This window comes from Streptosporangium sp. NPDC000239 (genome assembly GCF_040300765.1).
Taxonomy (GTDB): Bacteria; Actinomycetota; Actinomycetes; order Streptosporangiales; family Streptosporangiaceae; genus Streptosporangium.
The window spans coordinates 42,307-67,163 of sequence record NZ_JBEPEI010000015.1; the positions used below are offsets into that span (position 1 = coordinate 42,307).

24 protein-coding genes and 1 pseudogene are annotated in these 24,857 nt (G+C 67.4%); 15 read left to right on the forward strand and 10 right to left on the reverse strand.

Features of this window, described 5'->3' with window-relative positions:
• The first annotated feature begins 61 nt into the window (after positions 1-61).
• Positions 62-469, forward strand: coding sequence for an SgcJ/EcaC family oxidoreductase (locus tag ABT340_RS29945; RefSeq protein ID WP_352014196.1), 408 nt, complete (start codon positions 62-64; stop codon positions 467-469).
• Between the two features lie 40 nt (positions 470-509).
• Here the strand turns inward: ABT340_RS29945 and ABT340_RS29950 are convergent, their stop codons facing one another.
• Positions 510-1,517: an HNH endonuclease gene (locus tag ABT340_RS29950; protein WP_352014197.1), complete on the reverse strand. Its 1,008-nt coding sequence runs from the start codon at positions 1,515-1,517 to the stop codon at positions 510-512.
• Positions 1,518-1,547: 30 nt separating this feature from the next.
• On the opposite strand from ABT340_RS29950, the gene ABT340_RS29955 reads away from it, so the two are divergent.
• On the forward strand, positions 1,548-1,901 hold the full coding sequence (locus ABT340_RS29955; protein ID WP_352014198.1) for a nucleoside triphosphate pyrophosphohydrolase: 354 nt from the start codon (positions 1,548-1,550) through the stop codon (positions 1,899-1,901).
• Between the two features lie 48 nt (positions 1,902-1,949).
• On the opposite strand, the gene ABT340_RS29960 is transcribed toward ABT340_RS29955, so the two are convergent.
• Genes ABT340_RS29960 through ABT340_RS29970 form a run of 3 tightly spaced genes read right to left on the reverse strand, consistent with a single transcriptional unit; the run spans position 1,950 to position 3,624 of the window.
• The gene (locus ABT340_RS29960; protein ID WP_352014199.1) at positions 1,950-2,381 is read right to left on the reverse strand and encodes a nitroreductase family deazaflavin-dependent oxidoreductase; all 432 of its coding nucleotides are present in this window, start codon (positions 2,379-2,381) and stop codon (positions 1,950-1,952) included.
• Complete coding sequence (locus ABT340_RS29965) at positions 2,378-3,028, reverse strand: antibiotic biosynthesis monooxygenase (protein ID WP_352014200.1); 651 nt, start codon at positions 3,026-3,028, stop codon at positions 2,378-2,380. Before ABT340_RS29965 ends, ABT340_RS29960 begins: the two co-directional genes overlap by 4 nt.
• On the reverse strand, positions 3,025-3,624 hold the full coding sequence (locus tag ABT340_RS29970) for an NADPH-dependent FMN reductase (RefSeq protein ID WP_352014201.1): 600 nt from the start codon (positions 3,622-3,624) through the stop codon (positions 3,025-3,027). The genes ABT340_RS29965 and ABT340_RS29970 overlap by 4 nt, the downstream gene beginning before the upstream one ends.
• Positions 3,625-3,728: 104 nt before the next feature.
• Between ABT340_RS29970 and soxR the strand changes: the two genes are divergently transcribed.
• Positions 3,729-4,172 (forward strand): redox-sensitive transcriptional activator SoxR, encoded by a 444-nt coding sequence (soxR, locus tag ABT340_RS29975; RefSeq protein WP_352014202.1) that lies wholly within the window; start codon positions 3,729-3,731, stop codon positions 4,170-4,172.
• A gap of 161 nt (positions 4,173-4,333) precedes the next feature.
• On the opposite strand, the gene ABT340_RS29980 is transcribed toward soxR, so the two are convergent.
• The gene (locus ABT340_RS29980) at positions 4,334-5,266 is read right to left on the reverse strand and encodes a hypothetical protein (RefSeq protein ID WP_352014203.1); all 933 of its coding nucleotides are present in this window, start codon (positions 5,264-5,266) and stop codon (positions 4,334-4,336) included.
• A gap of 260 nt (positions 5,267-5,526) precedes the next feature.
• Here ABT340_RS29980 and ABT340_RS29985 point away from each other — a divergent pair, with 260 nt between their 5' ends.
• The 4 genes from ABT340_RS29985 (at position 5,527) to ABT340_RS30000 (ending at position 8,442) form a co-directional block, all read left to right on the forward strand.
• The gene (locus tag ABT340_RS29985; RefSeq protein ID WP_184718277.1) at positions 5,527-5,673 is read left to right on the forward strand and encodes a hypothetical protein; all 147 of its coding nucleotides are present in this window, start codon (positions 5,527-5,529) and stop codon (positions 5,671-5,673) included.
• Positions 5,674-5,723: 50 nt separating this feature from the next.
• Positions 5,724-6,707, forward strand: coding sequence for an MvdC/MvdD family ATP grasp protein (locus ABT340_RS29990; protein ID WP_352014204.1), 984 nt, complete (start codon positions 5,724-5,726; stop codon positions 6,705-6,707).
• A complete protein-coding gene (locus ABT340_RS29995) occupies positions 6,707-7,789 on the forward strand; it encodes a TIGR04500 family putative peptide maturation system protein (RefSeq protein ID WP_352014205.1) in 1,083 nt (360 codons plus the stop codon). Before ABT340_RS29990 ends, ABT340_RS29995 begins: the two co-directional genes overlap by 1 nt.
• Positions 7,790-7,866: 77 nt before the next feature.
• On the forward strand, positions 7,867-8,442 hold the full coding sequence (locus ABT340_RS30000) for a 1,2-dihydroxy-3-keto-5-methylthiopentene dioxygenase (protein ID WP_352014206.1): 576 nt from the start codon (positions 7,867-7,869) through the stop codon (positions 8,440-8,442).
• A gap of 19 nt (positions 8,443-8,461) precedes the next feature.
• On the opposite strand, the pseudogene ABT340_RS30005 reads toward ABT340_RS30000, so the two are convergent.
• Both ABT340_RS30005 and ABT340_RS30010 read right to left on the reverse strand, forming a co-directional pair.
• Positions 8,462-8,793 (reverse strand): annotated as a pseudogene (locus ABT340_RS30005) (MerR family transcriptional regulator).
• Positions 8,794-9,187: 394 nt separating this feature from the next.
• Entirely contained in the window at positions 9,188-10,792 is a 1,605-nt protein-coding gene (locus tag ABT340_RS30010; RefSeq protein ID WP_352014207.1) for an MFS transporter, read from the reverse strand.
• 114 nt (positions 10,793-10,906) lie between these two features.
• On the opposite strand from ABT340_RS30010, the gene ABT340_RS30015 reads away from it, so the two are divergent.
• A complete protein-coding gene (locus ABT340_RS30015) occupies positions 10,907-11,326 on the forward strand; it encodes a MarR family winged helix-turn-helix transcriptional regulator (protein ID WP_352014208.1) in 420 nt (139 codons plus the stop codon).
• Positions 11,327-11,370: 44 nt separating this feature from the next.
• On the opposite strand, the gene ABT340_RS30020 is transcribed toward ABT340_RS30015, so the two are convergent.
• Positions 11,371-12,456, reverse strand: coding sequence for a hypothetical protein (locus ABT340_RS30020; protein ID WP_352014209.1), 1,086 nt, complete (start codon positions 12,454-12,456; stop codon positions 11,371-11,373).
• 258 nt (positions 12,457-12,714) lie between these two features.
• On the reverse strand, positions 12,715-13,647 hold the full coding sequence (locus ABT340_RS30025; RefSeq protein ID WP_352014210.1) for an anti-sigma factor RsbA family regulatory protein: 933 nt from the start codon (positions 13,645-13,647) through the stop codon (positions 12,715-12,717).
• A gap of 293 nt (positions 13,648-13,940) precedes the next feature.
• On the opposite strand from ABT340_RS30025, the gene ABT340_RS30030 reads away from it, so the two are divergent.
• From ABT340_RS30030 to ABT340_RS30050, 5 genes are all read left to right on the forward strand, one after another.
• Complete coding sequence (locus ABT340_RS30030; protein WP_352014211.1) at positions 13,941-14,924, forward strand: NAD-dependent epimerase/dehydratase family protein; 984 nt, start codon at positions 13,941-13,943, stop codon at positions 14,922-14,924.
• A 70-nt stretch (positions 14,925-14,994) separates the two neighbouring features.
• Positions 14,995-15,675: a TetR family transcriptional regulator gene (locus ABT340_RS30035; protein ID WP_352014212.1), complete on the forward strand. Its 681-nt coding sequence runs from the start codon at positions 14,995-14,997 to the stop codon at positions 15,673-15,675.
• Positions 15,669-17,402, forward strand: coding sequence for an ABC transporter ATP-binding protein (locus ABT340_RS30040; RefSeq protein ID WP_352014213.1), 1,734 nt, complete (start codon positions 15,669-15,671; stop codon positions 17,400-17,402). Before ABT340_RS30035 ends, ABT340_RS30040 begins: the two co-directional genes overlap by 7 nt.
• Positions 17,399-19,396 (forward strand): ABC transporter ATP-binding protein, encoded by a 1,998-nt coding sequence (locus ABT340_RS30045; protein WP_352014214.1) that lies wholly within the window; start codon positions 17,399-17,401, stop codon positions 19,394-19,396. The genes ABT340_RS30040 and ABT340_RS30045 overlap by 4 nt, the downstream gene beginning before the upstream one ends.
• A 476-nt stretch (positions 19,397-19,872) precedes the next feature.
• Positions 19,873-20,697, forward strand: coding sequence for an NAD-dependent protein deacetylase (locus ABT340_RS30050; RefSeq protein WP_352014215.1), 825 nt, complete (start codon positions 19,873-19,875; stop codon positions 20,695-20,697).
• A gap of 74 nt (positions 20,698-20,771) precedes the next feature.
• Here ABT340_RS30050 and ABT340_RS30055 read toward each other — a convergent pair whose 3' ends face one another.
• Positions 20,772-23,813 carry a DEAD/DEAH box helicase gene (locus tag ABT340_RS30055; RefSeq protein WP_352014216.1) on the reverse strand — a complete coding sequence of 1,014 codons (3,042 nt, stop codon included), beginning with the start codon at positions 23,811-23,813 and terminating at the stop codon, positions 20,772-20,774.
• A gap of 167 nt (positions 23,814-23,980) precedes the next feature.
• Here ABT340_RS30055 and ABT340_RS30060 point away from each other — a divergent pair, with 167 nt between their 5' ends.
• The gene (locus ABT340_RS30060; RefSeq protein ID WP_352014217.1) at positions 23,981-24,295 is read left to right on the forward strand and encodes an ArsR/SmtB family transcription factor; all 315 of its coding nucleotides are present in this window, start codon (positions 23,981-23,983) and stop codon (positions 24,293-24,295) included.
• Positions 24,292-24,828: an SRPBCC family protein gene (locus tag ABT340_RS30065; RefSeq protein WP_352014218.1), complete on the forward strand. Its 537-nt coding sequence runs from the start codon at positions 24,292-24,294 to the stop codon at positions 24,826-24,828. Before ABT340_RS30060 ends, ABT340_RS30065 begins: the two co-directional genes overlap by 4 nt.
• Positions 24,829-24,857 lie beyond the last annotated feature (29 nt).

Sequence of the window (24,857 nt, forward strand, 5' to 3'; positions counted from 1 at the left end):
CCGGTATGTACTGACGAGCTCGCCGGAACACCCCGGCGAGCCGTTCACAGGGGAGAATCCGATGTCGGACAGTCGTGTGGAAGACGAGGCCGCGATCCAGGCCGTACTGGTCGCCTCCTACAGGGCGTGGGCGGCGGGCGACGCCGACGGCATGGTCGCCGACTACACCGAGGACGCGACCGCCATCATGACCGGCTCACTCCGCGGCAGCCGTGAGGTGATCCGTCAGAACATGGCCCTGGGCTTCGAGGGCCCGCTCAAGGGCAGCTGGACCCACAACAAGCAACTCGGCATCCGTTTCGTCGGCAGGGACGGCGCGATCGTCATCAGCGAGTCCGCCATCCTGTTCCCCGGCGAGACCGAGGTCCCGGACGACCGGCGCAAGGTGAACGCGACCTGGGTCTTCGAGAGGCGGGACGGCCGATGGCTGATCGCCGCCTACCACAACAGCCCGGTGGTGGCGCACTGACGAACTGACCACGCAACGGGGGCGGCCACCACCTTCCCCCTCATCGGAGAAAGGTGGTGGCCGTACGGCCCGTGGGGGGTGCCCAGACGGCGGGCAGGAGTTCGGTGGCCCTCCGGTAGGCGAGTTTGAGGGTGGCGTGCCGGATGGCCGCGGTCTCGCCGGTCTGGGTCATGAGGACCTCGCGCAGCGGATGACGTGACTCGATGAGGTCGTTGTTGCGCTGTTCGAGCCAGGGCATCCACTCCTGGTGCGGCGCCCGGTCCCGCTTGGCGTCGTTGCAGGGCTTGCATGCCAGGACCAGGTTCCAGATGGCGTCGACGTCGGGGCCGTTCCAGTGCCGGGTGAGCAGTTTCCACGGCAGGACGTGTTCGACGACGGGCCCCGCCATGACCTGGTCGCAGTAGGCGCAACGGCCGTCCTGGTATCCGTTGAGGGCGGCGACGACCCCGGTCACGGGCTTGCGACGCTGTCTGGTCCGCAGAACCAGCTCCTGGGTTCCTGAGTCGTAGACCAACCCGAGCACGGCGTCGGACACACCGGTCGCCCACGCCGTCTCCACCAGCCGCCAGCGGGCGGTGATCTCGGCGCCGAGGCCCGGGGCGTGCGCTGACAGGGCGAGTTCGCGGAGTTCGTCGCGCAACACCAGCCCCGGAGCGGTGGAGTCCCGGCGCCGGTCCTCGTAGTAGCGCACCGGCGCCAGGCCGCCGCCGAGCTGCGGGAAGGCGTCGACGACGTTGGCGAAGCCGAACTGGACGGTGCGCCGGTGCAGCGTGTCCCGGTCGAGTTCGCCCGCGTTGAACGCGCGGCAGGCGTCCAGGAACCTGCTGCGGGCGGCGGTGCCCTGCCGGTCCTGACGGCGCAGGGCCTGACAGAGCAGTTCCGCGTACGGCACCGCCAGCTCTTCGAGCGTCACGTGGGTGCGGCCGGTGGCGGCGACCTTCAGGAGGGTCGTGCCGAAGGCGAACTTGTAGGTGGCCGAGTTGGCACCGTACAGGACGATGGCACGCCATACGCTCTCACCGGTGACCACGCCGCGTCGGTAATCCACCCGTGCAGTATCGATCAAGGGGGCGACATTTTGCGCCAAAGCCGGACAATCACCTATGGCAAGTTGGTCCGCGACCGGATTCCGGAGGTCATCGAGGCCGACGGGCTGACGGCCGAGGTCAGGGTGCTCGACGAGTCGGAGCTGGTCCCGGCGTTGACCGCCAAGCTCGTCGAGGAGGCCGAGGAACTACGTCAGGCGAGCCCCGACGACCGTCTGGGGGAGCTGGCCGACATTCACGAGGTGTTGACGACCCTCACCGAGACACTCGGGTTCTCCGATGAGCAGATTCGGGAGGCGGCCCGCCATAAGCGAGCCGAGCGAGGCGGCTTCAAGCGCCGCCTGTGGCTCGACAAGGTGACGCGACCCGACGAGCTCGGGGGCTGATGGCGCCCTGCCCCGGTGGGTCCGGGGCAGGGCGCCGAACGGTCCGGGTCAGTCGCGTTCCAGGATCACCAGGGGGATGTCCCTGGGCGCCTCGGCCTGGTACTTGTCGTAGAGGGGGAAGATCGAGGCCATCAGCCGCCACAGTGGGGGCTTCTCCTCCTCGGTCGCGGTGCGGGCCCTGGCGGTGAACCTGTCCGGGCCGACCTGCACCGCGACGGCCGGGTCCTCGCTCAGGTTGAGATACCAGGCGGGGTGTTCCGCCGAACCGGCGTTCGAGGCCACCAGCAGATGGCGGCCGTCGGCCTGGCCGTAGATCAACGCGGTACGGCGCAGCATGCCGCTCCTCCTGCCCCGGGTGGTGAGCAGCAGGGTCGGCCATCCCTGGTACATGTGGCCGTCCGCGCCGTCGGTCTCGACGTACCGGCGGATGTGCTCGGCCACCCAGCCCGTCCTGCTGTCGTGAACCTCTGGATCCGTCATCCGGTCACCCCGGTGGGACCGGTTCTGGCGAGGCTCGCGTGAAGGTGGTAGCGCCTGAACTCGTTCCTCCGCACGCCGGGGAACTCCAGGACCCGTAGCCATTCGGGTGCGGAGCCGACGGTTCCCCGCCCACTGTTGTCCAGGGCCTCCTGGTGGGACGCCTCGTCCGTCCATTCCGCGTAGTTGAGCACCCGGGTGCCGTCCAGGCTGGTGTGGAAGTGGCCGGAGATCCCTCCGGGATGCAGGTCGGTCTCGGCGGCCAGCGCCGCGAAGACCGTGTCCACCCACCGTTCCTGCCGTTCCCGGTCGGGGCCGTCGAACTCGACGGAGACGATGACGACGCATCCCGGCACCGGCGCGCTCTCCCTGAGCCCGCTGCGGTAGAGCCGGTAGGCGACCGGCTCGGCCCCCATCGGGGAGTAGGGGCCGTCCGGCTCGTCCGCCCACTGCTCGTAGACCAGCACGTCCTGCCCGTCGGTGCTGACGTAGACGTTGACCGAGACAAGTCCTTCGGGCCACGGTCTGTTCTCCCACGCCGTGGTGACGGCCATCGGTGGCGTGTGCCGCAGGGGCCACCGGCCGACCAGTACGGCACCGGCGTCGGCGCGGGCCAGGGTGGGGTTGAGGTCTCGGACGAGGTTCGTCATGCCGCCTGCTTCCTGTCGTTGTACGGGTTCTTGTTCCTTGCGTCCCTGAGCGCGTCCGCCCACCACAGGAGCTGGTCGAGCAGGGTTTCGGCCGCCAGACCGCAGCCCGGGTCCTTCGGCAGGCCGTCGGGACCGAAGCGGTTCCAGGCGTCGTGGAAGCTGACCGTCTCGCGGACGGTGACCGTGTGCAGTTCGGCGAAGACCGCGCGAAGGTGCTCGACCGCCCGCAGGCCCCCGGACATACCGCCGTAGGAGACGAAGCCGACCGGTTTGGCCTGCCACTGGGTGAAGTGCCAGTCGATCGCGTTCTTCAGGGACGCGGGGAAACTGTGGTTGTACTCGGGGGTGACGACCACGAAGGCGTCCGCCGCCTCAAGCCGCGGGGTCAGTGTCTTCAGGGCCTGTACGGCCTCGGGTGACGGAGCCTGCCCGAAGGCCGGAAGCACCTCGGGCAACGGTGTGTCGGCCAGGTCGACGAGGTCCACCAGGACGTCGTCGCGTGACCTGGCCCGGTCGGCGAACCAGTTCGCCACGGTCGGCCCGAACCGGCCCTGCCTGACGCTGCCCACGATCACCGCGAGCCGCAACGGTTCCATGACATGTCCTCCTTTGGGACCCCGAAGCGGGGAACCCCGAGACGGTGGGGTGAGAACAAGCCTGGAACTTAAACAAAGGTTCAAGTCAAGCTAGGGTGGGCCGCATGACACGCGCCGGGGAACTCACCGTCGGCGAGCTGTCGGCTCGCAGCGGTGTCCCCACCTCCGCCCTGCGCTTCTACGAACGCCAGGGGCTGATTCACAGCAGACGCACCACGGGAAACCAGCGCCGCTACACCAGGGGCACGCTGCGCAGGGTGGCCTTCATCCGCGCCTCGCAGAGCGTCGGTCTCCCGCTCTCCGCGATCGGTGAGGTCCTGGCCCTGCTGCCCGCCGACCACACCCCGAGCAAGGAGTTCTGGGTCCGGGCCTCGGATTGCTGGAGAGATCGGCTCAACGAGCGCATCGAACGGCTGGAGCGGATGCGTGACCGGTTCACCGAGTGCATCGGCTGTGGCTGCCTGTCGTTCGAGGAGTGCGCGCTGGTCAATCCCGGCGACGCCATGGGTGAGGAGGGGTCCGGGCCACGGCGGCTGTTCGCCCCCTGACCCGCGGGGCGAGCCGTACGGTGACCGGGTGTGAGACGCCTGCCTCGTCGGCGAGGCGGCCGAAGGGCAGGGTGAGACGCGGGCCGGTCCCAGCGGCCGGGGGGCGTCGAGCGTCGCGGTAACGCCCCCCGGAACGCCTCTCGGCAGGGCTTCACATCGGGTCAGGCACGGTCGCTCATCCAGAGTTCGATGAGCCGTCCGGTGTCGGCGGTGAGCGGGGTGACGCTCTTCTCCCGGTGGTTCACCTCGACCTCGACCGGCCGCAGGTCGGGGACCTGTCCGCTGGCGAGCGCGGCCGGCTCGGGCAGTCGCTCGTAGGCCCCGGGGAACCACCAGTAGACCTGCGCGGTGAGGGCCTTGTCCCCCTTCTCGACGTGGGTCCTGGTGAGTTCCTGCATGGCCTCCAGGGCGGCGACGATGTGGGTGTCGCCGATCTCGTGGACGATCAGGTACTCGGGGACGGGGAAGGAGACCAGCGCGCCGTACCTGGCGGCTCCGACGTGGCGCCTGAGCACGTGGATGTGGGAGCCGACGTAGCGGTGGGTCTCCCCGACGTGGGTGATCGGGACGCCCCAGATCGCGTCGGTCTTGGCGTAGTGGGGTTCCTTGGTCAGGGAGGCGTGCAGCGCGGCGCCGAAGACCTGTTCCTCGGGTCTGTCGCCGATCTGGGAGCGGTTGAGCGGCACGATCGAGTCGGGCGTGTCGACGACCACCGTCTCGACGAGTCCCGGAGCGAGCGCGCGGGTCAGCAGGGCGTCCCGCAGGCCGGGTGGCTCGGACAACGCCTCCTCGGTGTACAGGCGCATCCGCAGCGACTCCTCGGCCAGCAGCCGCTCGATGTCGGACCACGGCGGTGACGGCTGTGCCTGCGCGCGGATCGACCTGGCGAACCCCTGGGCGACGTGCGCGATGAACGACGGCAGTTGGGCCGGGGGGATCTCGGCGGCGCGGGCACGCCACTCACCGATGTCGATGGTGAAGTCGCTGACACCCGGGTAACTGACGCCGACGGTCGTCGGGCCGATGAGGCTGCCCGTGACACCCTCTTCGGCGAGGGCCTTGACCAGGCCTTCGCCGACGACATCGTGGGTCATGGGTTCTCCGATCAGAGAGGACCGATGACGGCTGTGTCGCCCCCGTTGGCACAGCGTCACGGGCCAGGCATCGGTCGCCGGTATTACCTAACCCGGGCATTATGCCGCTTTCGCCGGTCGCGATGATCACCGAAGGAGTCCCCTGGGAGGGGGACCGCCGATCATCCGCGTGACGGACGACCCGCCCGGCCGCCCCCGCCTAGCCTTCCGGCATCGGACCGCACCGGACGGCCCGCGGAAACAGGAAAGGCAGGAACGACGTGAGCAAGTCGCGTACCACGCTCGACGACATCGCGGCCCTCGGCCCCGAGCTCGACGAGAACCAGCTCCTCCAGGTCAGCGGCGGCGCGAAGAGCCAGGTCATCGTGATCCACGGTAACCACTCCCACACCTCCGGCGACAGCTGATCGGTCCGCCACGGGGACGTGTGGGACCGCGTCCCCGTGCGGGATCCCTGATGATCCTCGTACTGACCTCCGCAGGAGACGACCACGCCGACCACGTGACCGGCCTCCTCACGTCCGCGGGCGCGGACGTCGTCGTCTTCGACCCCGCCTCCTACCCGGTCCGCGCGAGCGTGGAGATCGGCCTGTCGGGTGACGGTTCGACCCGCAGGGTGCTCGACACCGGTGAGCGCAGGGTCGTGCTGGACGAGTTGACCTCGCTCTGGTACCGCAGGCCGCTGCCCCCTGCCGTGAGCCCCGCCATCCGCCGGGAGCACGTGAAGGCCTCCGTGAAGGCCTACGTCGAGCAGGAGTGCCTGGCCGTGACCGAGGGGCTGTGGGACGGCCTCGGCTGCCTGACGGTTCCCGCCCCGAGGCCGGTCGTCGACCGGGCCGGGCGCAAGCCGTACCAGCTCGAACAGGCGCGGCTGCTCGGCTTCGAGCTGCCCGAGACGTTGATCACCACCGATCCGGACGGCTTCCTCGACTTCTACGACCGGCACGAGGGACGGGTGATCACCAAGCCCGTGCACGGCAACCGGTTCGAGGCGGACGGGGAGCGGTTCGGCCGGTTCGCGGCACCGGTCACCCCCGCGGACGTGGCGCACGCCGACGCGCTGCGGCTGTGCCCGGTCATCGTCCAGGCCTACGTGCCCAAGCGGGTCGAGGTGCGGGTGACCGTGGTCGGGCGGCAGGTCTTCGCCGCGGAGATCCACTCCCAGGTGAGCAACCACACGCGCTACGACTGGCGGCACTACGACCCGGGCGCCACCCCCATCAGGACGCACGAGCTGCCGGCCGAGATCGCCACGCGGTGCGTGCGGCTGGTCGAACGACTCGGCCTCGTCTACGGCGCGATCGACCTGATCCTCACACCCGACGGCCGCCATGTCTTCCTTGAGATCAACCCGAACGGCCAGTTCCTCTGGATCGAGGCCGCGACGGGACTTCCCATCGGCGCGGCGATCCGCGACCTGCTCATGATCGGAGCGACGTGATGGCGGACGGCCGGACGCTGGCTGAGGCGTTGCGCGTGCTCACCGACGGCGCCGACCTGGGCGCCTTCCGGCGCGCCAACCCCGGTCTCCGGGTACGGCTGGTCGCCCAGCGGGAGGAGTTCGACGGCTCCCTCCAGCACGCCCTGCTCCTCAAGGAGCCCGACGGCTCGACCGTCTCCCTGTCGTGGTCCCCCGACCTGGGGCTGCCCTGGCCGCTGCGCGGCGTGCACCGGGCGGCCGAACACCTGCTGCTGCGGGTCAACGGCGTCGAGACCCCGGTCGCCAGGGCCGTCGCCTGCCTGGACTTCGTCTGGGACGAGCGCGGGGTCGCCGACCGCCTGGTGACGGACTGCCTGGTGCGGGAGGCGCTTGAGGAGGAGCCGGAGCCGATCTCCGACGCGGAGCTGCAGCGGGCGATGGACGCCTTCCGCCGGGCGCGCGGACTGCTGACCGGCGCCGGGACCCGGGCCTGGATGGAGCGCAACCACATCTCCCACGCCGAGCTTGAGGAACTGGTCACGGTCGAGGCCTCGGTCGCCAGGCTGCGTTCGCGGGTCGCCGCCGGGCGGGTCGAGGACTGGTTCGCCGCCCACGGCCGCGAACTCGACGCCGTACGGCTGGCCAGGGTCGTCCTCGCCCCCGCAAACCCCAGGAGCCCCGAAAGCCCCAGGAGTTCCGGCCTTGGAAGCTCCGGCCTTGGGAGTCCCGGCTTTGGGAACCCGGACGACTTCCTCGCCGACGTCGAGCGGGCGTTCGCCGCGGGCCTGGCCGTACCGGGTGAGGTGTTCGTCACCGCGCGCAGACCGGACCTGGCCGGGGAGATCGGTGAGGAGGCGGCCGAGGTGGTCCTGTCCGCCGCGCCGGGAACGCTCGTCGGCCCCTTCCCCACAGCTCTGGGCGACCTGACGGTCAAGGTGCTGGCTGTGGAGCCCGCCGTACTCGACGACGCGGTCCGTGACCTGGTCGAGCGGCGGATCTTCGCCGAGTGGATCGAGCGGCGCAGGAGGGCCGCGAAGATCGAGTGGTTCTGGGGTACGGCGGAGCGCACCGGCGGCACACGGGAAAATCAGCCCGAAAGGTAAGAGAAGTCCGCCGGGCTCGGGGGAGAAAATCACGGGAAGCCCTGGAAACCGCAGGAACCCGTGACGAGGAGAATCCGATGACGTTGCTGACCGTCTGGGCCGACGACGACCCGGACACCGTGCTCACCAGGACCGAGGACCCCGAGGAGGTCGCCGACGCGCTCAAGCCGTTCGGGATCCGGTTCGAGCGGTGGGAGCCGGTCAGGGACCTGCCCGCGGAGCCGACCCCGGAGCAGGTGCTCGACGCCTACCGCGACGAGGTCGACCAGGTGATCGGCCAGGAGGGATATGTGCTGGTCGACGCCGTGCGCATGACGCCCTCCGACGATCCGGAGTGGGCCGAGCAGGCCGCCAGGGCACGGGAGAGGTTCCTCTCGGAGCACACGCACGCCGACGACGAGGACCGTTTCTTCGCGCGGGGCGCCGGGGTTTTCTACCTGCACCTCGACGACAGGGTGTACGCGGTGCTGTGTGAGGCGGGTGACCTGCTCAGCGTGCCCGCGGACACCACCCACTGGTTCGACATGGGCACCCGGCCCGACTTCGTGGCGATCCGGTTCTTCCACGACGAGGACGGCTGGGTCGGGGACTTCACCGGCAGTCGCCTGGCCGACGACTTCGCGGACTTCGACACGCTCATCGCCACCCGCTGACCGGCGGGGTCACCCGGGGTCACCCGGTGGGAGACTCCACCCGCCGTCTCAGCTCGGCGTTCAGGCGCAGGGCCTCCTCAAGCTGGTCCTCCAGGGCGATGATGCGGCAGGCCGCGTCGAGTGGGTGCCCTGGTCGAGCAGCCTGCGGGCGCGGGCGGCCAGGTGGAGCCGGCGGCGGGAGCATCTGCGGTGGCCCCCGGCGGACCGGAGGGGTTCGATCAGCCGGGCGACGCCCAGGCTGCGCAGGAACGCCGGGGTGACGTCGAGGATCTCCGCGGCCCGCCCCATGCTGTAGGCGGGGTGGTCGTCATCGTCGAACCTGTCGAACAGCGCCGGCCGGACCTCTCCCATCGCACCTTCCGTGACATATGTCGGGCCCCGGTGCGCGCGAAGCACCGGGGCCCGAGGAGTTCAACACCATCTACCGGCTATCTTGCCGGTCTTCCTTGACCGCACACGCCCCCGTCGAAGGCGGGGCGGGCGGGAATCGCGTGTGAGTTGACGAGGAACCACCTCCAGAGCCGTGGGTCTGCGGTGTGGTGTCCGTCTCCCCTTTCCCATGTTCCGCGACGCGGCGGGCACCGGGCGGGACCGTGTCGCGAGAGGCCCCGCGCGACCGGTGGCCTCCCCGCGTCGCACGGCCTTTTCGTCACCTGTCACAGATAGTTTTCCCTTTCCGTGACACAAAAAATGCTATGTCGCCCATATCTGAATGTCTACATCCATGACTGGAGATTTACCCAGATCACTCCTCGGTACGGCCCCCGCCGGGGGAGCCGAGGGACAGGCTGGCCAGCAGGCCGACCGCGAGGAAGCCCGCCGCCCCGAACGCCGCGTAGCGCGTGCCGACCGCGAAGGACTCCTTGGCCGCCTCGGCGACCCCGGGCAGCCGGGACAGCCCGGCGATGGCCCCTCCTGCGCTGCGCTGCACGGCCGAGACGATCTGCTCACGCCGTACCGGGTCGACACCGTCCGCCTGGCTCAGCCGGTGGTCGAGGTCGGCGCTGAGCCCGCCGAAGAGCAGCGTGCCGAGTACGGCGATGCCCAGCGCGGAGCCGATCTGCCTGACCGTGCTCTGCGTGCCCGAGCCCTGACCGCTGCGCTCAACCGGGACCTCGGCCAGGACCACCCCGGTGAGCTGGGCGGTCGCCAGCCCGATGCCCATGCCGTAGCAGAACAGGAACGGCACCGGCAGCGCCCACGGGGTGCCGGCGGAGATCACCAGGCCGAGTCCGGCGATCCCGGCGATCTCCAGAACCAGGCCGAGCCGGACCACAAAGGCCGCTCCCCTGGCCCGCGACAACGGGGAGGCGAAGGCACTGGCGGCGAAGGAGCCGACCGCGAGCGGCAGCAGGGCGACCCCCGTCTCCAGCGGCGAGTAGCCCAGGACGAACTGCATCCACAGCGGCAGCGCGAACAGCACGCCGAACTCGCCGAGGCTGACGATCAGCGCGGCGATGTTGCCGTTGCGGAAGGAGGTGATGGACAGCAACGACAGGTCCAGCAGGGCGACCTGGCCACGCCGGCCGCGACCCCGCTCGACCAGCACGAAGGCGGTCAGGGCCAGCGCGGAGGCGGCGAAGGCGACGGGCACCGGGGACAGCGCGAACGGCCATCGCCATCCGCCGACGGTGAAGGGCTCGACGGACCGCCACCAGCCGTAGACCCTCCCCTCGACCAGCCCGAACACCAGCAGGCCGAACCCGAGCGTCGACAGCACCGCGCCACCCAGGTCGGCGCCCCGCCTGCCGTCCGACTCCCGCGACTCGGCCACGAAGACCAGCACCCCGGCCAGTACGGCCACCGCGACCGGGATGTTGACGCCGAACGCCCAGCGCCAGGACAGGTCCGTGGTGAGCCAGCCGCCGACCAGTGGCCCGAGCGCGGCCATCCCTCCGATCGTGGCGCCCCAGACGGCGAACGCGGTCGCCCTGTCCCTGCCCCGGAAGCCCGCGTTCAGCAGGGACAGCGTCGTGGGGAAGATCATGGCCCCGCCGACGCCCTGCAGGATCCTGGCCCCGATGAGCATCGGCCCGCTGACGGAGAAGGAGGCCAGCAGGGACGTCAGCGCGAACAGCGCGACCCCGGTCAGCAGGAGTCTGCGCCTGCCGAGCCGGTCGGCGAGCCTGCCGAAGGTGAGCAGCAGCGCGGCGAACACCAGCGCGTAGGACTCCTGGATCCACTGCGCGTCGGTCGAGCTGAGCCCGAGGTCACCGATGATCTGCGGGACGGCCACGTTGGTGATCGTCGTGCTGGAGATGACCATCGCCACGGCCAGCGCGATGAAGGCCAGCCCGGCCCACCGCGTCCGTTTCGTCTCCGCCGTCTCCGGCGGCGCCGTCACGCCCATACGCTCTCCTTTTCGAACCTTGACCCTCTTCGGGCCGAAAATACTAAGTACCCTTAGCATCCTTCGGATAGCGTGGACGGAGGGTTTCAGTCGAAGGCCGGAAAAATGGGGTTCATGGATGATCACGCCTCATGGGCGACCGGCCGCCTGCTCCTGGTGGCCGCGCGGCTGGTGGAACGCGAGTGGAACGCCGTGCTCGCCGAACGCGGCCTGACCCACGCGGGCTTCCTGACCCTGCACGTCCTGCAGGACGGTCCCCGGACCCAGCGGGAGCTCGCGGCCCACACCTACGTCGAGGAGCAGACGATCCGGCCGGTGCTCGACCGGCTCGAACGCGACGGTCACATCGTCCGCGAGCGGGACACGGCCGACCGGCGCCGGGTGATGGTGAGCCGTACCGACCTGGGCGGGCGGACCTACGCCGAGATCATGAAAGGAGACCCGGCCGAGCGAATCATCGCCGACCGGGTCGAGGACCCCGGCGCGCTGCGCGCCGAGTTGATCCGGCTGATCACCGGAATCCGGAGTCGTTGAACGGCCGGTGGCCCCGGAGGACGCACGGGACCACCGGCCGTCGGTCACTTCTCCGAGGTGTAGCTGGTGAAGGAACGTTCCGGCTTCAACGTGACGGCGTTGTAGCACTTGACGCCGTTGACGACGGCGTCGTTCGGCGGGGTGACCCAGAGCTTGTAGATGTTGCAGTACTCGGGGCCGGGGCCGAACGCGGTCACCTGGACGTGGTCACGGAGATAACCGATCTTGGGGAAGGTCACCTTCCGTCCGGGCGCGAAGTTCTGGACGGTGTTCCCACCGGGCACCAGGGTGTTGAAGTTGATCCCGGCGGGAGTCGGCGCGTACGGCCCGGCCGCCGTCGGGTTGGTGTCGAGGACGTAGCCGAAGAACCTGGGCGGAACCGCGGCCCCGGTGATCGCCCGCTGACGCTGGTAGGTCAGCGTCCAGCCGGTGTTGATCGGCCGGCTCGTCGCGTCATGGCAGATCACCTTCACGTTCTGCGCGCTGACGGCCGATCCCCACGAGCCGATCTTGCAGCGGGCGGGCCGCTGCGGGTCGACGGCGGTCACCTGGAAGCCGCCCTCGGGGCCCGGCGACCCGAGCCCGGGAAGGGTGACGCCCCAGACGCCGGTCCCGCCCGAGGCGACCGTGTTGACCGCGCCCGACGAGTTGAACTGCGAGGCGATCCCACCGCCGTTGTAGTGGATGTAGCCGAGCGCCTGCGGCGCGGGCAGCAGGCCGGTGCTCGTCTCGTAGACGATGGTGAAGGGGGTGAACACCGGGGTGCCGCCGTACTTGTAGCACTGGACGACCGCGACCTGGTCAGCGCCGGAGGGCAGCCAGGTCTGCAACTGGCACCATTCGGCGTTCGGCGAGACGGCCGTCACGTGCGCGACGCCACCGGAGCTCGCGATGCCCGGGAAGACCACCTTCACCTGGCCCGTCGCACCGGACGAGACGGTTACGGTCGGCCCCGACGCCCAGCTTCCCGCCTGGTGGGCCAGGGAGGGGACGCCGGAGAAGACGTCGACGAAGGCGAATCCCCAGCGGTCGGGGACCGCCGCCTGGGCGTTCGCGGTCGGAATGAGTCCGGCGAGGAGCGCTGCGATGCCGCACAGAACTCCGAGAAACGTTTTTCTCAACCGGTGCATGCGTTTCTCCATCCTTATTTCTGGGGGGTGTGATGGCGCATATGGGAGCGACACCGGTGGAAGCCGGTGCTGATACGGGGGATGGATGAAGCCGGCCTTTTGGCCTCTGCGCCATTGATAACCCAGTCACGGTCCGGAGAAAAGACCCAAAACGGCATATGACGCCCTTAATTCCAACTGGTAATCCGTCAGCGGCAAAAAAGCGGCGTCCGCCTGTCAACTTCGTATATAACCCGGCTGGATCCCCTCGTCGAATGGTCAGACCGTGAAGTACACCCGGACGGTGGTTCCGCCCTCGCCCGTGTGGACGCGGACGAGATCACTGAGCAGGTTGGTGACGAGCAGCCCGCACGCGCGCCGCCGCCCGGGATCGACCGGTCCGCGCCCGGCGAGGGGGTCGGTGATGTGCCCGGCGTCCCTGACGTCCAGCACGACCTGGCCGCCCTCGGTCCACACGCGCAGCACTCCCCTGCCGCCGCCGTGGTCGAGGCTGTTGGCCACCAGCTCACCCGCGATCAGCCGCAGGTCGTCGAGGCGCTCACCGCGGAGCCCGGCCTGGGCGGCGTGCCCGACGGCGAACTCACGGGCCCGCGCGAGCTCGCCGCCCCCGAAGCTCAGGACCTCGGCCCTTCTCGGGTCGGGCAACACCCTGTTGGCGTCGCGGATCGCGCGTTCCGGCGCGTAGGCGTCGCTGACCCGCAGCCCGGAGCCGTCGAGCAGGACGGGGTGGGTGGTCTCGGCGTCCCTGACGACCGTGGGCTCCAGGGCCTCGACGTCGTACGGGCACATGATCGTGACGGCCCGCCCGGGAAAGGCCAGGTTGACCAGCGCCTCGTGCTGGAGACAGGCGGGATACTCGGTCGTCGAGCGACCCGGCCAGACCGGCTCCCCGACGATCCGCACCCTGCGGCCCTCGTGCGGATCGGCGAAGGCGCGCAGGACGGCGGGGATGATGCGGCCCGGGTTCCGGCCCTCCCTGGTCATGTCGAGGAAGCACACCGACGAGGCCAGCGGGCCGAGCCAGGTCCGCAGCAACCGGAGATTGCGCTCGGGGACGGCGACCGCCACGGGTTCTCCCGCCGCCAGGCCGCCACGAATGAACGGCAGGGTCGCCTGGAGATACTCGTGGTCACCGCGATAGAAAAGGGCAGGATGGACAAAAGGATCGAGTTCGGCTGTCGCGGTGTCCATCACGCCTCCGCGCCAACCGATGAGTGACGAGCGAGCACGGGCCCCGGAAGGCGGCAGCTGTCCGGTGATCCCAGCTCTGGCCGAATTGCCATGGCGATGATCCTGAAGTAGGGAAGGGGTACCGTCCAACGTACCCCCTGCCGCCTTTCTCAGCGAAGCCGACGACCGCCAAAAGACATCACAAAAGCTCCCTACCTGCCTTTTTCCGACATTTCATGTTATCGACCATACCTGCGGGAACACTCGGGAATTTTCCCCACCACACAGCCGACATATACGACAAAATTATGGCCATGCGAATTTTGATCATCGGTGGAACCAGGTTCGTCGGACGGCACATCACCGAGGCGGCCCTCGCGGCCGGGCACGAGGTCTCCCTGCTGCACCGGGGAAGGACCGGAGCCGACCTGTTCCCCGAGGCCGAGCACCTGACGGCCGACCGCAACACCGACCTGTCGATCCTGCGCGACAGGACGTGGGACGCGACGATCGACGTCAGCGCCTACCTGCCCACACAGGTCGACCTCCTCGCCGACACGCTGTCCACCGGGCGCTACCTGCTCATCTCCAGCACCTCCGTCTACACCCCGCCCCCCGCCCCCGGCTTTGCCGAGGACTCACCGCTGGCCGAGATCGACGGCCCGGTCCCCACCGAGGTGACCAACGAGACGTACGGCGCACTGAAGGCGCTGTGCGAGCGGACCGCCACCGCCAGGTTCGGCCGGAACACACTGGTCGTACGGCCGACCTATGTGATCGGTCCCCACGACCACACCGGACGCTTCACCTACTGGGTGAACCGGATCGCCGAAGGCGGTGAGGTCCTGGCGCCCGGCGACCCCGCGGACCCGATCCAGGTGATCGACGCGCGCGACCTGGCCTCCTGGATCGTCACCCTGCTCGACCGGCCGCTCGACCCCGCCGCTCCCACGGTCTTCCACGCGGTCAGCCCGGCGCCGCCGTACTCCTTCGGCGACATGCTGGAGGCGATCCTGGCCGAGTTCGGGCCGCCCGGAACGACCCTGACCTGGGTCGGCGCGGACTTCCTGTTCTCCGAGGGGGAGAACGGCGCCTCCCTGCCGCTGTGGTCGGAGGGCGACGAGTGGATGACGGCCAACACCGCCGACCCGGCGGCGGCCCGCGCCGCGGGACTCGATCCGCGTCCGCTCGGCCGTTCGGTGCGGGAGATCCGCGCCGCCGAGGCCGCCTTCTCCACCGAGATCACGATCACCCGGGAGCGGGAGGCCGAGCTTCTGGCCAAGTGGCGCTCCCACTGACGCCTTCCCGTCCGGTCAACGCCCAATAAATATGAGTGAGTGAGTCACTCACTCATATAGGGTGATTCGCGTGATCTCTACCTCTCCATCCTCCTCCCGCGCCTCGCCGCTCCCGCCGGACGAGCGGCGTGCCGCGCTCATCGCCTCCACTCTCGCGCTCATCCTCGCCGAGGGTCCCGACGTCAGCACCCGGCAGATCGCCCAGGCCGCCGGGGTGGCGGAAGGCACGATCTTCCGTGTCTTCGCCACCAAGGACGAGCTGGTCAAGGCGGCCATCATCAGCGCCATCGACTCCACGCCGCTGATCCGCGACCTGACGGCCGTCGACCGTACGGCCCCGCTGCGGGCGCGGCTCGTCGCCGCCGTCGAGATCCTGCAGCACCACACGACGCACGTCTTCCGGCTGGTGGACGCGCTCGGCGCCGAAGGGGTGACCCGGATCGCCCGTGAGGGCAGAGCCGAGCGCGGCGAGGAGGACTGCGACCCGCACGCCGCCATCAGGCAGGCGATCGTCAACCTGATCGTCCCCGACCGCGACCTGCTGCGCTGCACCGCCCCTGAGGCGGCGCGCCGCCTGCAACTGCTGACCGTCGCCGGCAGCCACCCCAAGCTCGTCGAGGACGACCCCCTACCTCCCGCGGAGATCGTCTCCATGCTGCTGGACGGCATCCGCCGACGGCACGACGACGACCATCTCCTCCCTCCGGAGACCCCGGACCACGAGACCCCACGTGGAGACCCCCAATGCTGAGCCGCCTGCTGCGCACCCACCTGCGGCCCTACACCTCGACCCTCATCGCCGTCGTCGTACTGCAACTGGTCAGCACCATCACCTCGCTGTACCTGCCCAGCCTGAACGCCGACATCATCGACCGGGGCGTCGCCACCGGCGACACCGGTTACATCCTCACCGCGGGCGGCTGGATGCTGGCCGTGTCCCTGGTGCAGATCGTCTGCTCGATCGCCGCGGTCTACTTCGGAGCCCGCGCGGCCATGGGCTTCGGCCGGGACGTCAGGGCAGCCGTCTTCCACCGGGTGAACGGCTTCTCCAGCAGGGAGCTCGCCCACTTCGGCGCCCCCTCGCTGATCACCCGCACCACCAACGACGTCCAGCAGGTCCAGATGCTGGTGATGATGACCTGCACCATGCTGGTCGCCGCGCCGATCATGTGCGTCGGCGGCGTCATCATGGCGCTGCGGCAGGACGTCGGCCTGTCCTGGCTGATGCTGGTCTGCGTCCCGGTGCTGCTGGTCTCGATCGGCCTGCTCGTCTCCCGGATGGTCCCCCAGTTCCGCGCCATGCAGACCAGGATCGACGAGGTCAACCGGGTGCTGCGCGAGCAGCTGTCCGGCATCCGCGTCGTGCGCGCCTTCGTCAGGGAGCGTGAGGAGACCCGGCGCTTCGCCGAGGCGAACGACGCGCTGACCTCGACCGCGCTGAGCGTCGGACGGCTGACCGCGCTCATCTTCCCCGTCGTCATGTTGATCCTCAACGCCTCCAGCGTCGCCGTGCTCTGGTTCGGCGCCTTCCGCGTGGACAGCGGGGAGATGCAGGTCGGCGCGCTCACCGCCTTCCTCATGTACCTGATCCAGATCCTCGGCTCCATGATGATGGCCACCTTCATCTCGATCATGATCCCGCGCGCCGCGGTCTGCGCCGAGCGCATCGGCGAGGTGCTGCGGACCGACTCCTCGGTTCCCCCGCCCGCCGACCCCGTACGGCAGGTGCGCACCCGCGCCGAGCTCGAACTGCGTGACGTCGAGTTCCGCTACCCGGGCGCCGCGGCCCCGGTCCTGTCCGGCGTCTCCTTCCGCGTCACCGCCGGGCAGACGACCGCCGTCATCGGCAGCACCGGGTCGGGCAAGACGACGCTGATCTCCCTCGTCCCCCGCCTTTTCGACGCCACCGCGGGCACCGTACTGGTCGACGGCGTCGACGTGCGCGACCTCGACCCCGCGATGCTCTGGGCACGCATCGGCCTGGTGCCGCAGAAACCGTACCTGTTCACCGGCACCGTCGCCGACAACCTGCGCTACGGCAACCCCGAGGCGACCGAGGAGGAGCTGTGGGAGGCGCTTGAGGTCGCCCAGGCCCGTGACTTCGTCGAGGCGATGCCCGAGGGACTCGACGCGCCCATCACCCAGGGCGGCACGAACGTCTCCGGAGGTCAGCGCCAGCGTCTCTCGATCGCCAGGGCGCTGGTCAGCAAGCCCGAGATCTACCTGTTCGACGACTCCTTCTCCGCTCTCGACCTGACGACCGACGCCCGGCTGCGCGCCGCCCTGCGCCCGCGCACCGCCGACGCCGCCGTCGTCATCGTCGGCCAGCGGGTCTCCACCATCGCCGACGCCGACCAGATCGTCGTCCTCGACGACGGCGTGGTCGTCGGCAGGGGCACCCACGACGAACTGCTCGCCTCCTGCCCGACCTACGTCGAGATCGTCGAATCCCAGCTCACCGAAGAGAGGGCGGCATGAGCGGCAACCGGCCCATGACGACCGCGCGTCCGCGCCCCCCGGCGGGAGGCGGCCCCTTCGGTCGCGGCCCCTTCGGCGGCGGGGGGATGCCGGTGGAGAAGTCGATGAACTTCGGGCCCTCCATGCGCCGGCTGATACGGCGGCTGGCCCCGGAACGCGTGCGGATCGTCGCGGTGATCGGCCTGGCCGTGATCAGCGTGGTCTTCGGCGTCATCGGCCCCAAGATCCTCGGCCAGGCCACGGACCTGATCTTCAGCGGCGTGATCGGCAGGAACCTGCCCGCCGGGACGACCACGGAACAGGCCGTCCAGAGCGCCCGTGCCTCGGGCAACGAGAACTTCGCCGCCCTGCTCTCCGGGATGGACGTCGTCCCCGGTCAGGGCATCGACTTCGGCGCGCTGGCCACGGCTTTGTCCTGGGCGCTGGCGCTCTACGTCGCGGCGTCGGTCTTCGGCTGGCTGCAGGGCTACCTGCTCAACGACGTGGTGCAGCGGACCGTGTTCCGGCTGCGCTCCGACGTCGAGGACAAGCTGAACCGGCTCCCCCTGCGCTTCTTCGACGGCCAGCCACGCGGTGAACTGCTCAGCCGGGTCACCAACGACATCGACAACGTCTCCCAAACCCTGCAGCAGACGTTGAGCCAGTTGCTGACCGCGCTGCTGACCGTGGTCGGCGTGCTGGTGATGATGTTCGTGATCTCGCCGCTGCTCGCGCTGATCGCCCTGGTGACCATCCCGGTCTCGACGATCCTCACCGGGCAGATCATGAAGCGCTCGCAGAAGCTTTTCGTCGCGCAGTGGACGCACACCGGCACCCTGAACGCCCACATCGAGGAGGCCTTCACCGGCCACGAGCTGGTGAAGGTGTTCGGCCGGGGCCCCGAGGTCGAGGAGGTGTTCCGCACCAGGAACGAGGAGCTGTTCAAGGCCAGCTTCGGCGCCCAGTTCATCTCCGGCATCATCATGCCGACGATGATGTTCGTCGGGAACCTCAACTACGTCGCCATCGCGGTCGTCGGCGGCCTGCGGGTCGCCACCGGGGCGATGAGCCTGGGCGACGTGCAGGCCTTCATCCAGTACTCCCGGCAGTTCACCCAGCCGCTCACCCAGGTCGCCTCCATGACCAACCTGCTGCAGTCCGGGGTCGCCTCGGCCGAGCGGGTCTTCGAGCTGCTCGACGCCGAGGAGCAGACCCCCGACCCGGCCGACCCGGTGCCGCCGACCGTACGGCGTGGCCGCGTCGAGTTCGAGCACGTGTCCTTCCGCTACGAGGCGGAGCGGCCCCTCATCGAGGACCTGTCGCTGGTGGCCGAACCCGGGCACACGGTCGCGATCGTCGGCCCGACCGGCGCGGGCAAGACCACCCTCGTCAACCTGGTCATGCGCTTCTACGAGCTGGAGGCGGGCCGCATCACCCTCGACGGGGTGGACATCACCGCGATGCGCCGGGACGACCTGCGCTCCCACGTCGGCATGGTGCTCCAGGACACCTGGCTGTTCGGCGGGACCATCAGGGAGAACATCGCCTACGGCAACCCCGGGGCGACCGAGGAGCAGATCCAGGCCGCCGCGCGGGCCACCTACGTCGACCGGTTCGTCCGCTCCCTGCCCGACGGCTACGACACCGTGATCGACGAGGAGGGGGGCAACATCAGCGCCGGTGAACGGCAGCTGCTGACCATCGCCCGTGCCTTCCTGGCCGACCCGTCCCTGCTGATCCTCGACGAGGCGACCAGCGCGGTGGACACCCGCACCGAGGTCCTGGTCCAGCACGCCATGGCCGCGCTGCGCTCCGACCGCACCAGCTTCGTCATCGCCCACCGCCTGTCCACCATCCGTGACGCGGACCTGATCCTGGTGATGGAGGCGGGCAGCATCGTCGAACAGGGCACCCACGAGGAACTCCTCACCACCGCAGGCGCCTACCACCGCCTCTACTCGGCCCAGTTCGCCGGCGCCCTGACCGCCGCGGAAAGCGAGGTCCCGACCACCTGATCCCACCGGAAGCACCGGGGCGGCGGGTGTTCCGCCCGCCGCCCCGGTGCTTCGTCAGGGCAGTTCGTAGCGCGTCAGAGCCTTGGCGAACGGCTCTCCGCTCGTGCGGGCGTACGCCATCCGTGCACGTGCTTCGCTGAGCGTACGCGGACGGTAGCCCGGGCCACCGCAACAGCTCTTGTGGAAGCGGACGCCCGAGTGCAGCAACAACGAGAGCACCCGCCAGGCCTCCCTGTCCCGCCGTCGTGGGGCCGCGAAGGCGGAACCGACATGGATCAGCGCCGTGGCACAGCGCGGGCAGGGCCGGTCCCGGTGACCAGGGCCGGGGTAGGGCTGCTTGTACGAGGCACGGCAAGGCAGACAGACAAAGGATGTCTTCGCGTGGGCCATACGCCCAGGGTAGGCCGTCGCGAGCCAAGATCGATCGTCTCTGACGCCGGGCCCGTACGGCGTGCCCGGTGAGGCACCATGAAAGGGTGAACGAGGGCAGGAACAGGCTGGCGGGGTTGCTGGGCGAGGGGGGCGTCGTCGTCCTGAGCGGGGCGGGGATGTCCACGGAGTCAGGCATCCCCGACTATCGAGGTCCGCAGGGCTCACTGAGCCGGCACACCCCCATGACCTATCAGACCTTCATCGGAAGTGAGGCGGCCAGGCGACGGTACTGGGCCCGCAGCCACGTCGGCTGGCGGACGATGACCCAGGCCGCGCCGAACGACGGCCATCACGCGGTCGCGCGCCTGCAGCAGCAGGGCCTGGTGACCGGCATCATGACGCAGAACGTCGACGGCCTGCACCAGGCGGGCGGCGCCCGGGAGGTCGTCGAGCTGCACGGCAGTCTGCACCACGTGGTCTGCCTCGACTGCGGCGACTCGACCCCGCGCGAGGAGCTGAACCGTCGCCTGCGCCAGGCGAACCCCTCCTTCGGTTTCCAGACCACCACGATCAACCCGGACGGCGACGTCGAGCTGGACGACGCCGAGGTCAGCGGGTTCCGGGTGGTCGGGTGCCTGGCGTGCGGCGGGGGAACGCTCAAGCCCGACGTCGTCTTCTTCGGGGAGAGCGTCCCCGCGGACCGGGTGCGCACGTGCTACGCCCTCGTGGCGAAGGCACGGCTGCTGCTGGTCCTCGGGTCGTCGCTGACGGTGTTGTCGGGCCGCCGATTCGTCCTGCACGCCGCCAGGCTCGGCATCCCCGTGGTGATCGTCAACCAGGGCGAGACCCGAGGCGACCCCTACGCCACTTTCACCCTCAACGCCCCCTTGGGCACGATCCTCCCGGAACTCGTCCAGTCTTTGACCTGAAACAACGGATTTATCAGCATAAATGGGCTTGTCGGAGGGGCTTTAGCCCTCCATGCTGCACCCAAATGATCAGCTCAAGAAGTGAAAAGACTCGCTTGCCGGAAGATGTCTGCAGGTAGAGCATGGTCCAGCTTCCAGATAATTTGCATCGGCCGGTCCCCCTCCGAGGAGACATAGGTAACCGGCCCAGCGTAGAAGAATGGCGGCACACCCAAAAAACCTTCTTCGTCTTTATTCTCGCGAAGGAAGAGGTGAACCGTCGATTCGCCACTAACGTAACGCTGCCCCGTCGGTGATGATGCACGCGTTGTACTCTGCGACTCCCAATGAAAGAGCGTCGAACTAATCGCCCGATCATTGTACATTGTTGTCGGGGAAAATCCTTTAGATTTCCTCAGAGTGACAAAGAAAACGTCAGCGTTTGCTGCGGGTACCCACTTAACACCCTCACGCACGTTCCCTGGGCGATCTACACCGAATGCAGCCAATGCTTCATTCTTTGAATAGCGTGCATGAAGCCGAAGCGGCAGACCTTCCACTTCTGTTGTTACCCTATGCATACGCTCTTCAAGGACAGAAGCAATCTCCCGCAACTCTTCTCGCCGTTGAGGATGACTTGCTAGCAAGTCTCGTATCTCTTTTCCCGAACCGAAGGAGACGTCACCTCCTAGCAGTGCAACATGCAGCATGGCCAGCAAGCGCGGATCGTCAGCGGACCCATTACGGAGCAGATCCAGTCGCAATGGATCATCAACATGAAGTAGCCGTCCAATCGCCCGACCAAGCTTCCGATCAGCCCCGTCTTCTACGGTAGGGAGATTCATAGCTTGACGGCGAAGCTCAGCCCATCCCCCCTTCCCTGACCGATAAAGGTCTTCTAGTTCAAACCCCGTCTCTTCCAAGAAGCTGGCTAGCGACGCCTCTGGCATCGAGCGGAGCTCAGAAACAAGATCCTTCCACGGTAGGCGGAGCGAGCGACGCACATTTTCGAGCACCAACTCGGTCACTACACTGTCAAGCTGAAGGTGACATCCAGCAGGAAGAACGGGGTTCGCTAAAGCTTCAGGAAGCTGTCGTCTCGATACCCCAGTTATTGCACGCAAGCGTAGGTCAAAGCGGAATTCGGCATGCTGATGACCAACAAAATCCAAAACAGTAAGACATGTCTTATTGGGATGGCGACGTAGACCGCGCCCGAGCTGCTGCAAGAAAACTGTCACGCTCTCCGTAGGGCGCAAGAATAGGACGGTATCAACCTCAGGAATATCCACGCCCTCATTAAACAGATCAACAGTAAATAAAACGTTAATCTCCCCTTTTCTTAGGCGCTGCACCGCCAGATAACGATCATGGTGCGAAACTTCTCCAGTTATAGCTAGAGAGGGGAGGCCGTACTTAGTGAACTGTTCGGCCATAAATTCGGCGTGCTGCACACTCACACAAAACCCAAGTGCGCACATCTTCTTGGGGTAGGCAATCTTTCCAGTTATGGCTTTTAGAATCAAGCCGACGCGAGCATGGTTCCCGACATAAATCTCACTAAGCGCCGCCTCGTCGTAACGTCCTCGACGCCACGCAACGTCAGCCAACGATACTTCATCATGGATACCGAAATAATGAAATGGGGAAAGGAGTTGATGGTCGAGCGCCTGCCACAGTCGCAGCTCATATGCGATCTTTCCCTCAAAGAAGGCCCTAACATCCACGCCATCGGTACGCTCAGGGGTAGCAGTAAGCCCGAGGAGATAACGCGGCTTAATATGATTAAGAAGACGACGATACGTGGGAGCTTCTGCATGGTGAAATTCATCCACAATCACCATATCGAACCGTGACGGATCAAGCTCGTCAAGGTCGATCCTGGATAGCGACTGAATGGAGGCGAAGACATGTTTCCACTTGCTTGGCCGACGGCCAGAAACAAGCTTTTCGCCGAACTCCCCGTCCTTAAGCGTTTGCCTGAACGTTGCCCGACTCTGGTCCAATATTTTCTCTTGGTGCGCAATAAAGAGCAGGCTATCGACCTTCTTCGCATTCAGAAGCCGTCGATAATCGAGCGCAGCAACGACAGTCTTCCCTGTACCTGTTGCCATGACAACTAAATTATGTGTGCGGCCGTGCACTTCACGCTCAGCCTCTAGCTCCTCAAGCGCCTCCTCTTGATACCAACGCGGCATAACGTCTAGCGTTGCGATCTCTAGCGGTAGATCAGTAGAAGCTGATCCCCCTTCCCTTCTTAGAGCTTCAGCCAGACGATTTCCATCTCGGATCGGATTATAATCTTCAAATGCTGGATCAGCCCAGTACTGTTCGAAGGTGGCAGTAAACGTTGAAAGTAGATGTGCCTGTTCAACCTGAGTGAGCCGCACATTCCATTCAAGGCCGTCTATTTGCGCGGCTTTGGAGAGGTTGGATGATCCTACATAGGCTGTTGAGAAACCAGTGTTCCGATGAAACATCCATGCTTTAGCGTGAAGTCTCGTACTGTGTGTCTCGTACGAGACCTTAACGGTTGCTCCCAGTTCAACTAAACGATCCAGAGCGACCTTGTCAGTAGCACCAATGTAGGTCGTTGTAATCACTCGGAGCTCACCGCCTCTGGCGACAAACTCCTTAATCGAATTTTCGATGAGGCGCAGCCCGTACCACTTAATGAATGCGCATACCAGATCAACACGATCGGCAGTGGCAAACTCTCTCACAACTTCGGAGCCAATGCTCGGTTGACCGTGTCCGTTCACAAGCAGAGCGCTGGCAGACAGCGGGGTCGCCGGTCGGGCCAATGGCTTCGAGCTCCCAGGCGCCCCGAACGGTCGCCGTACCTCAGTGAGCAACTGTGCGGGGTGAAGGACTTGTTCGCCTTCGTCCTCCGTGCCAAGGAACCCCGTGATGATCGCTTCGGCGATGCGGTTTGCATGATCAAGTTGCTGCGCAGGGGAGGTCGCTGTGCGAAGCGCATGGCGGGTCAGGCTGGCAATGTGCCGTACGAGGTAGTCCTCCGCGGCAGCCGGCTCGATGGGGACAGTCTCCACCAGCTCGTCAGGAAGAGCACGCAAGCGCGAGCTTAGGACGCTCGTAACAAGTTGCTCGTAGGCCCCTACAGGGAGATCACTCACAAGCCAATAATCTAAGCGGTCTGGGTGTCTCCGAAGTCGGATCCACGATGTTCACCGCAAGTGCGACAAACACCCCTGGTCCCTCGGCACCCTCCTAGAACAGCCGTTCGTCTCATGCCTTGCCGTAGGGCTTGTCAGGTATATTCCCGGCGAGGCATATTTGGGGGGTGCCTGTGGATGTGTTCGCTGTGCTTGCTGAGCCGACGAGGAGACGGATCCTCGATCGGCTGCTCAGGGCGGAGAGCAGTGTCGGGCAGCTTGTTGACGTGCTCGCGGTCAGTCAGCCAACCATGTCCAAGCATCTGAAGGTGTTGAGGGAGGCCGGTTTCATTTCCTGTCGTACGGCTGCGCAGCAGCGCATCTACCGGATCGAGCCCAGGCGGTTCGAGGCGCTCGATGAGTGGCTCGCGCCGTACCGCCGGCTGTGGGAGCGGCATCTCGACGCCCTTGAACGCCATCTCGACAACCAGGAGGAGCAGTGACGAACTCCGAGGTCGGCTATCAGACCGACGGGGGACGGTGGACTCTCGTCTTCGTCCGGGACCTGCGGCACTCACCAGAGAGCGTGTGGGCAGCGCTCACAGACCCCGCCCAACTGGGTGAATGGTCTCCCTACACCGCCGACAGGGACCTCGGGACGGTCGGTGAGACGACGCTGACGATGCTCGACGACGGGCCGGGGATCTCCGCGGGGATGTCCGAGTTCGTGAGCCGCGCGGAACCGCCGACTCTGCTCGAATACACCTGGGGCGGTGACCGGCTGCGCTGGGAGTTGGCCGCGCTCGGCTCCGGGACACGATTAACGCTGCGGCACACGCTCAAGGAGCGCAGGTGGATGCCGGAGGTCGCGGCCGGCTGGCACCTGTGCTTCAACGTCGCCGAACACCTGCTCGACGGATACCCGGTGGGTCCAATCCGTGGGAAGAAGGCGCGTGACCACGGCTGGGAAGGGCTGCGCGAGATCTACGCCAGGCAGCTGGAGACCGTCGAGGAGCACTGCCTCAAGGCCGTGTGACCGGCTGAACCGAGCGATCCGGGCGCTCC

What these genes read in the sequence shown, in the direction of transcription:
- ABT340_RS29945 (WP_352014196.1), top strand. Translation starts at nt 62, where the DNA reads ATGTCGGACAGTCGTGTGGAAGACGAGGCCGCGATCCAGGCCGTACTG.
- ABT340_RS29960 (WP_352014199.1), bottom strand. Translation starts at nt 2,381, where the DNA reads ATGACGGATCCAGAGGTTCACGACAGCAGGACGGGCTGGGTGGCCGAG.
- ABT340_RS29965 (WP_352014200.1), bottom strand. Translation starts at nt 3,028, where the DNA reads ATGACGAACCTCGTCCGAGACCTCAACCCCACCCTGGCCCGCGCCGAC.
- ABT340_RS29970 (WP_352014201.1), bottom strand. Translation starts at nt 3,624, where the DNA reads ATGGAACCGTTGCGGCTCGCGGTGATCGTGGGCAGCGTCAGGCAGGGC.
- soxR (WP_352014202.1), top strand. Translation starts at nt 3,729, where the DNA reads ATGACACGCGCCGGGGAACTCACCGTCGGCGAGCTGTCGGCTCGCAGC.
- ABT340_RS29980 (WP_352014203.1), bottom strand. Translation starts at nt 5,266, where the DNA reads ATGACCCACGATGTCGTCGGCGAAGGCCTGGTCAAGGCCCTCGCCGAA.
- ABT340_RS29990 (WP_352014204.1), top strand. Translation starts at nt 5,724, where the DNA reads ATGATCCTCGTACTGACCTCCGCAGGAGACGACCACGCCGACCACGTG.
- ABT340_RS29995 (WP_352014205.1), top strand. Translation starts at nt 6,707, where the DNA reads ATGGCGGACGGCCGGACGCTGGCTGAGGCGTTGCGCGTGCTCACCGAC.
- ABT340_RS30000 (WP_352014206.1), top strand. Translation starts at nt 7,867, where the DNA reads ATGACGTTGCTGACCGTCTGGGCCGACGACGACCCGGACACCGTGCTC.
- ABT340_RS30010 (WP_352014207.1), bottom strand. Translation starts at nt 10,792, where the DNA reads ATGGGCGTGACGGCGCCGCCGGAGACGGCGGAGACGAAACGGACGCGG.
- ABT340_RS30015 (WP_352014208.1), top strand. Translation starts at nt 10,907, where the DNA reads ATGGATGATCACGCCTCATGGGCGACCGGCCGCCTGCTCCTGGTGGCC.
- ABT340_RS30020 (WP_352014209.1), bottom strand. Translation starts at nt 12,456, where the DNA reads ATGCACCGGTTGAGAAAAACGTTTCTCGGAGTTCTGTGCGGCATCGCA.
- ABT340_RS30025 (WP_352014210.1), bottom strand. Translation starts at nt 13,647, where the DNA reads ATGGACACCGCGACAGCCGAACTCGATCCTTTTGTCCATCCTGCCCTT.
- ABT340_RS30030 (WP_352014211.1), top strand. Translation starts at nt 13,941, where the DNA reads ATGCGAATTTTGATCATCGGTGGAACCAGGTTCGTCGGACGGCACATC.
- ABT340_RS30040 (WP_352014213.1), top strand. Translation starts at nt 15,669, where the DNA reads ATGCTGAGCCGCCTGCTGCGCACCCACCTGCGGCCCTACACCTCGACC.
- ABT340_RS30045 (WP_352014214.1), top strand. Translation starts at nt 17,399, where the DNA reads ATGAGCGGCAACCGGCCCATGACGACCGCGCGTCCGCGCCCCCCGGCG.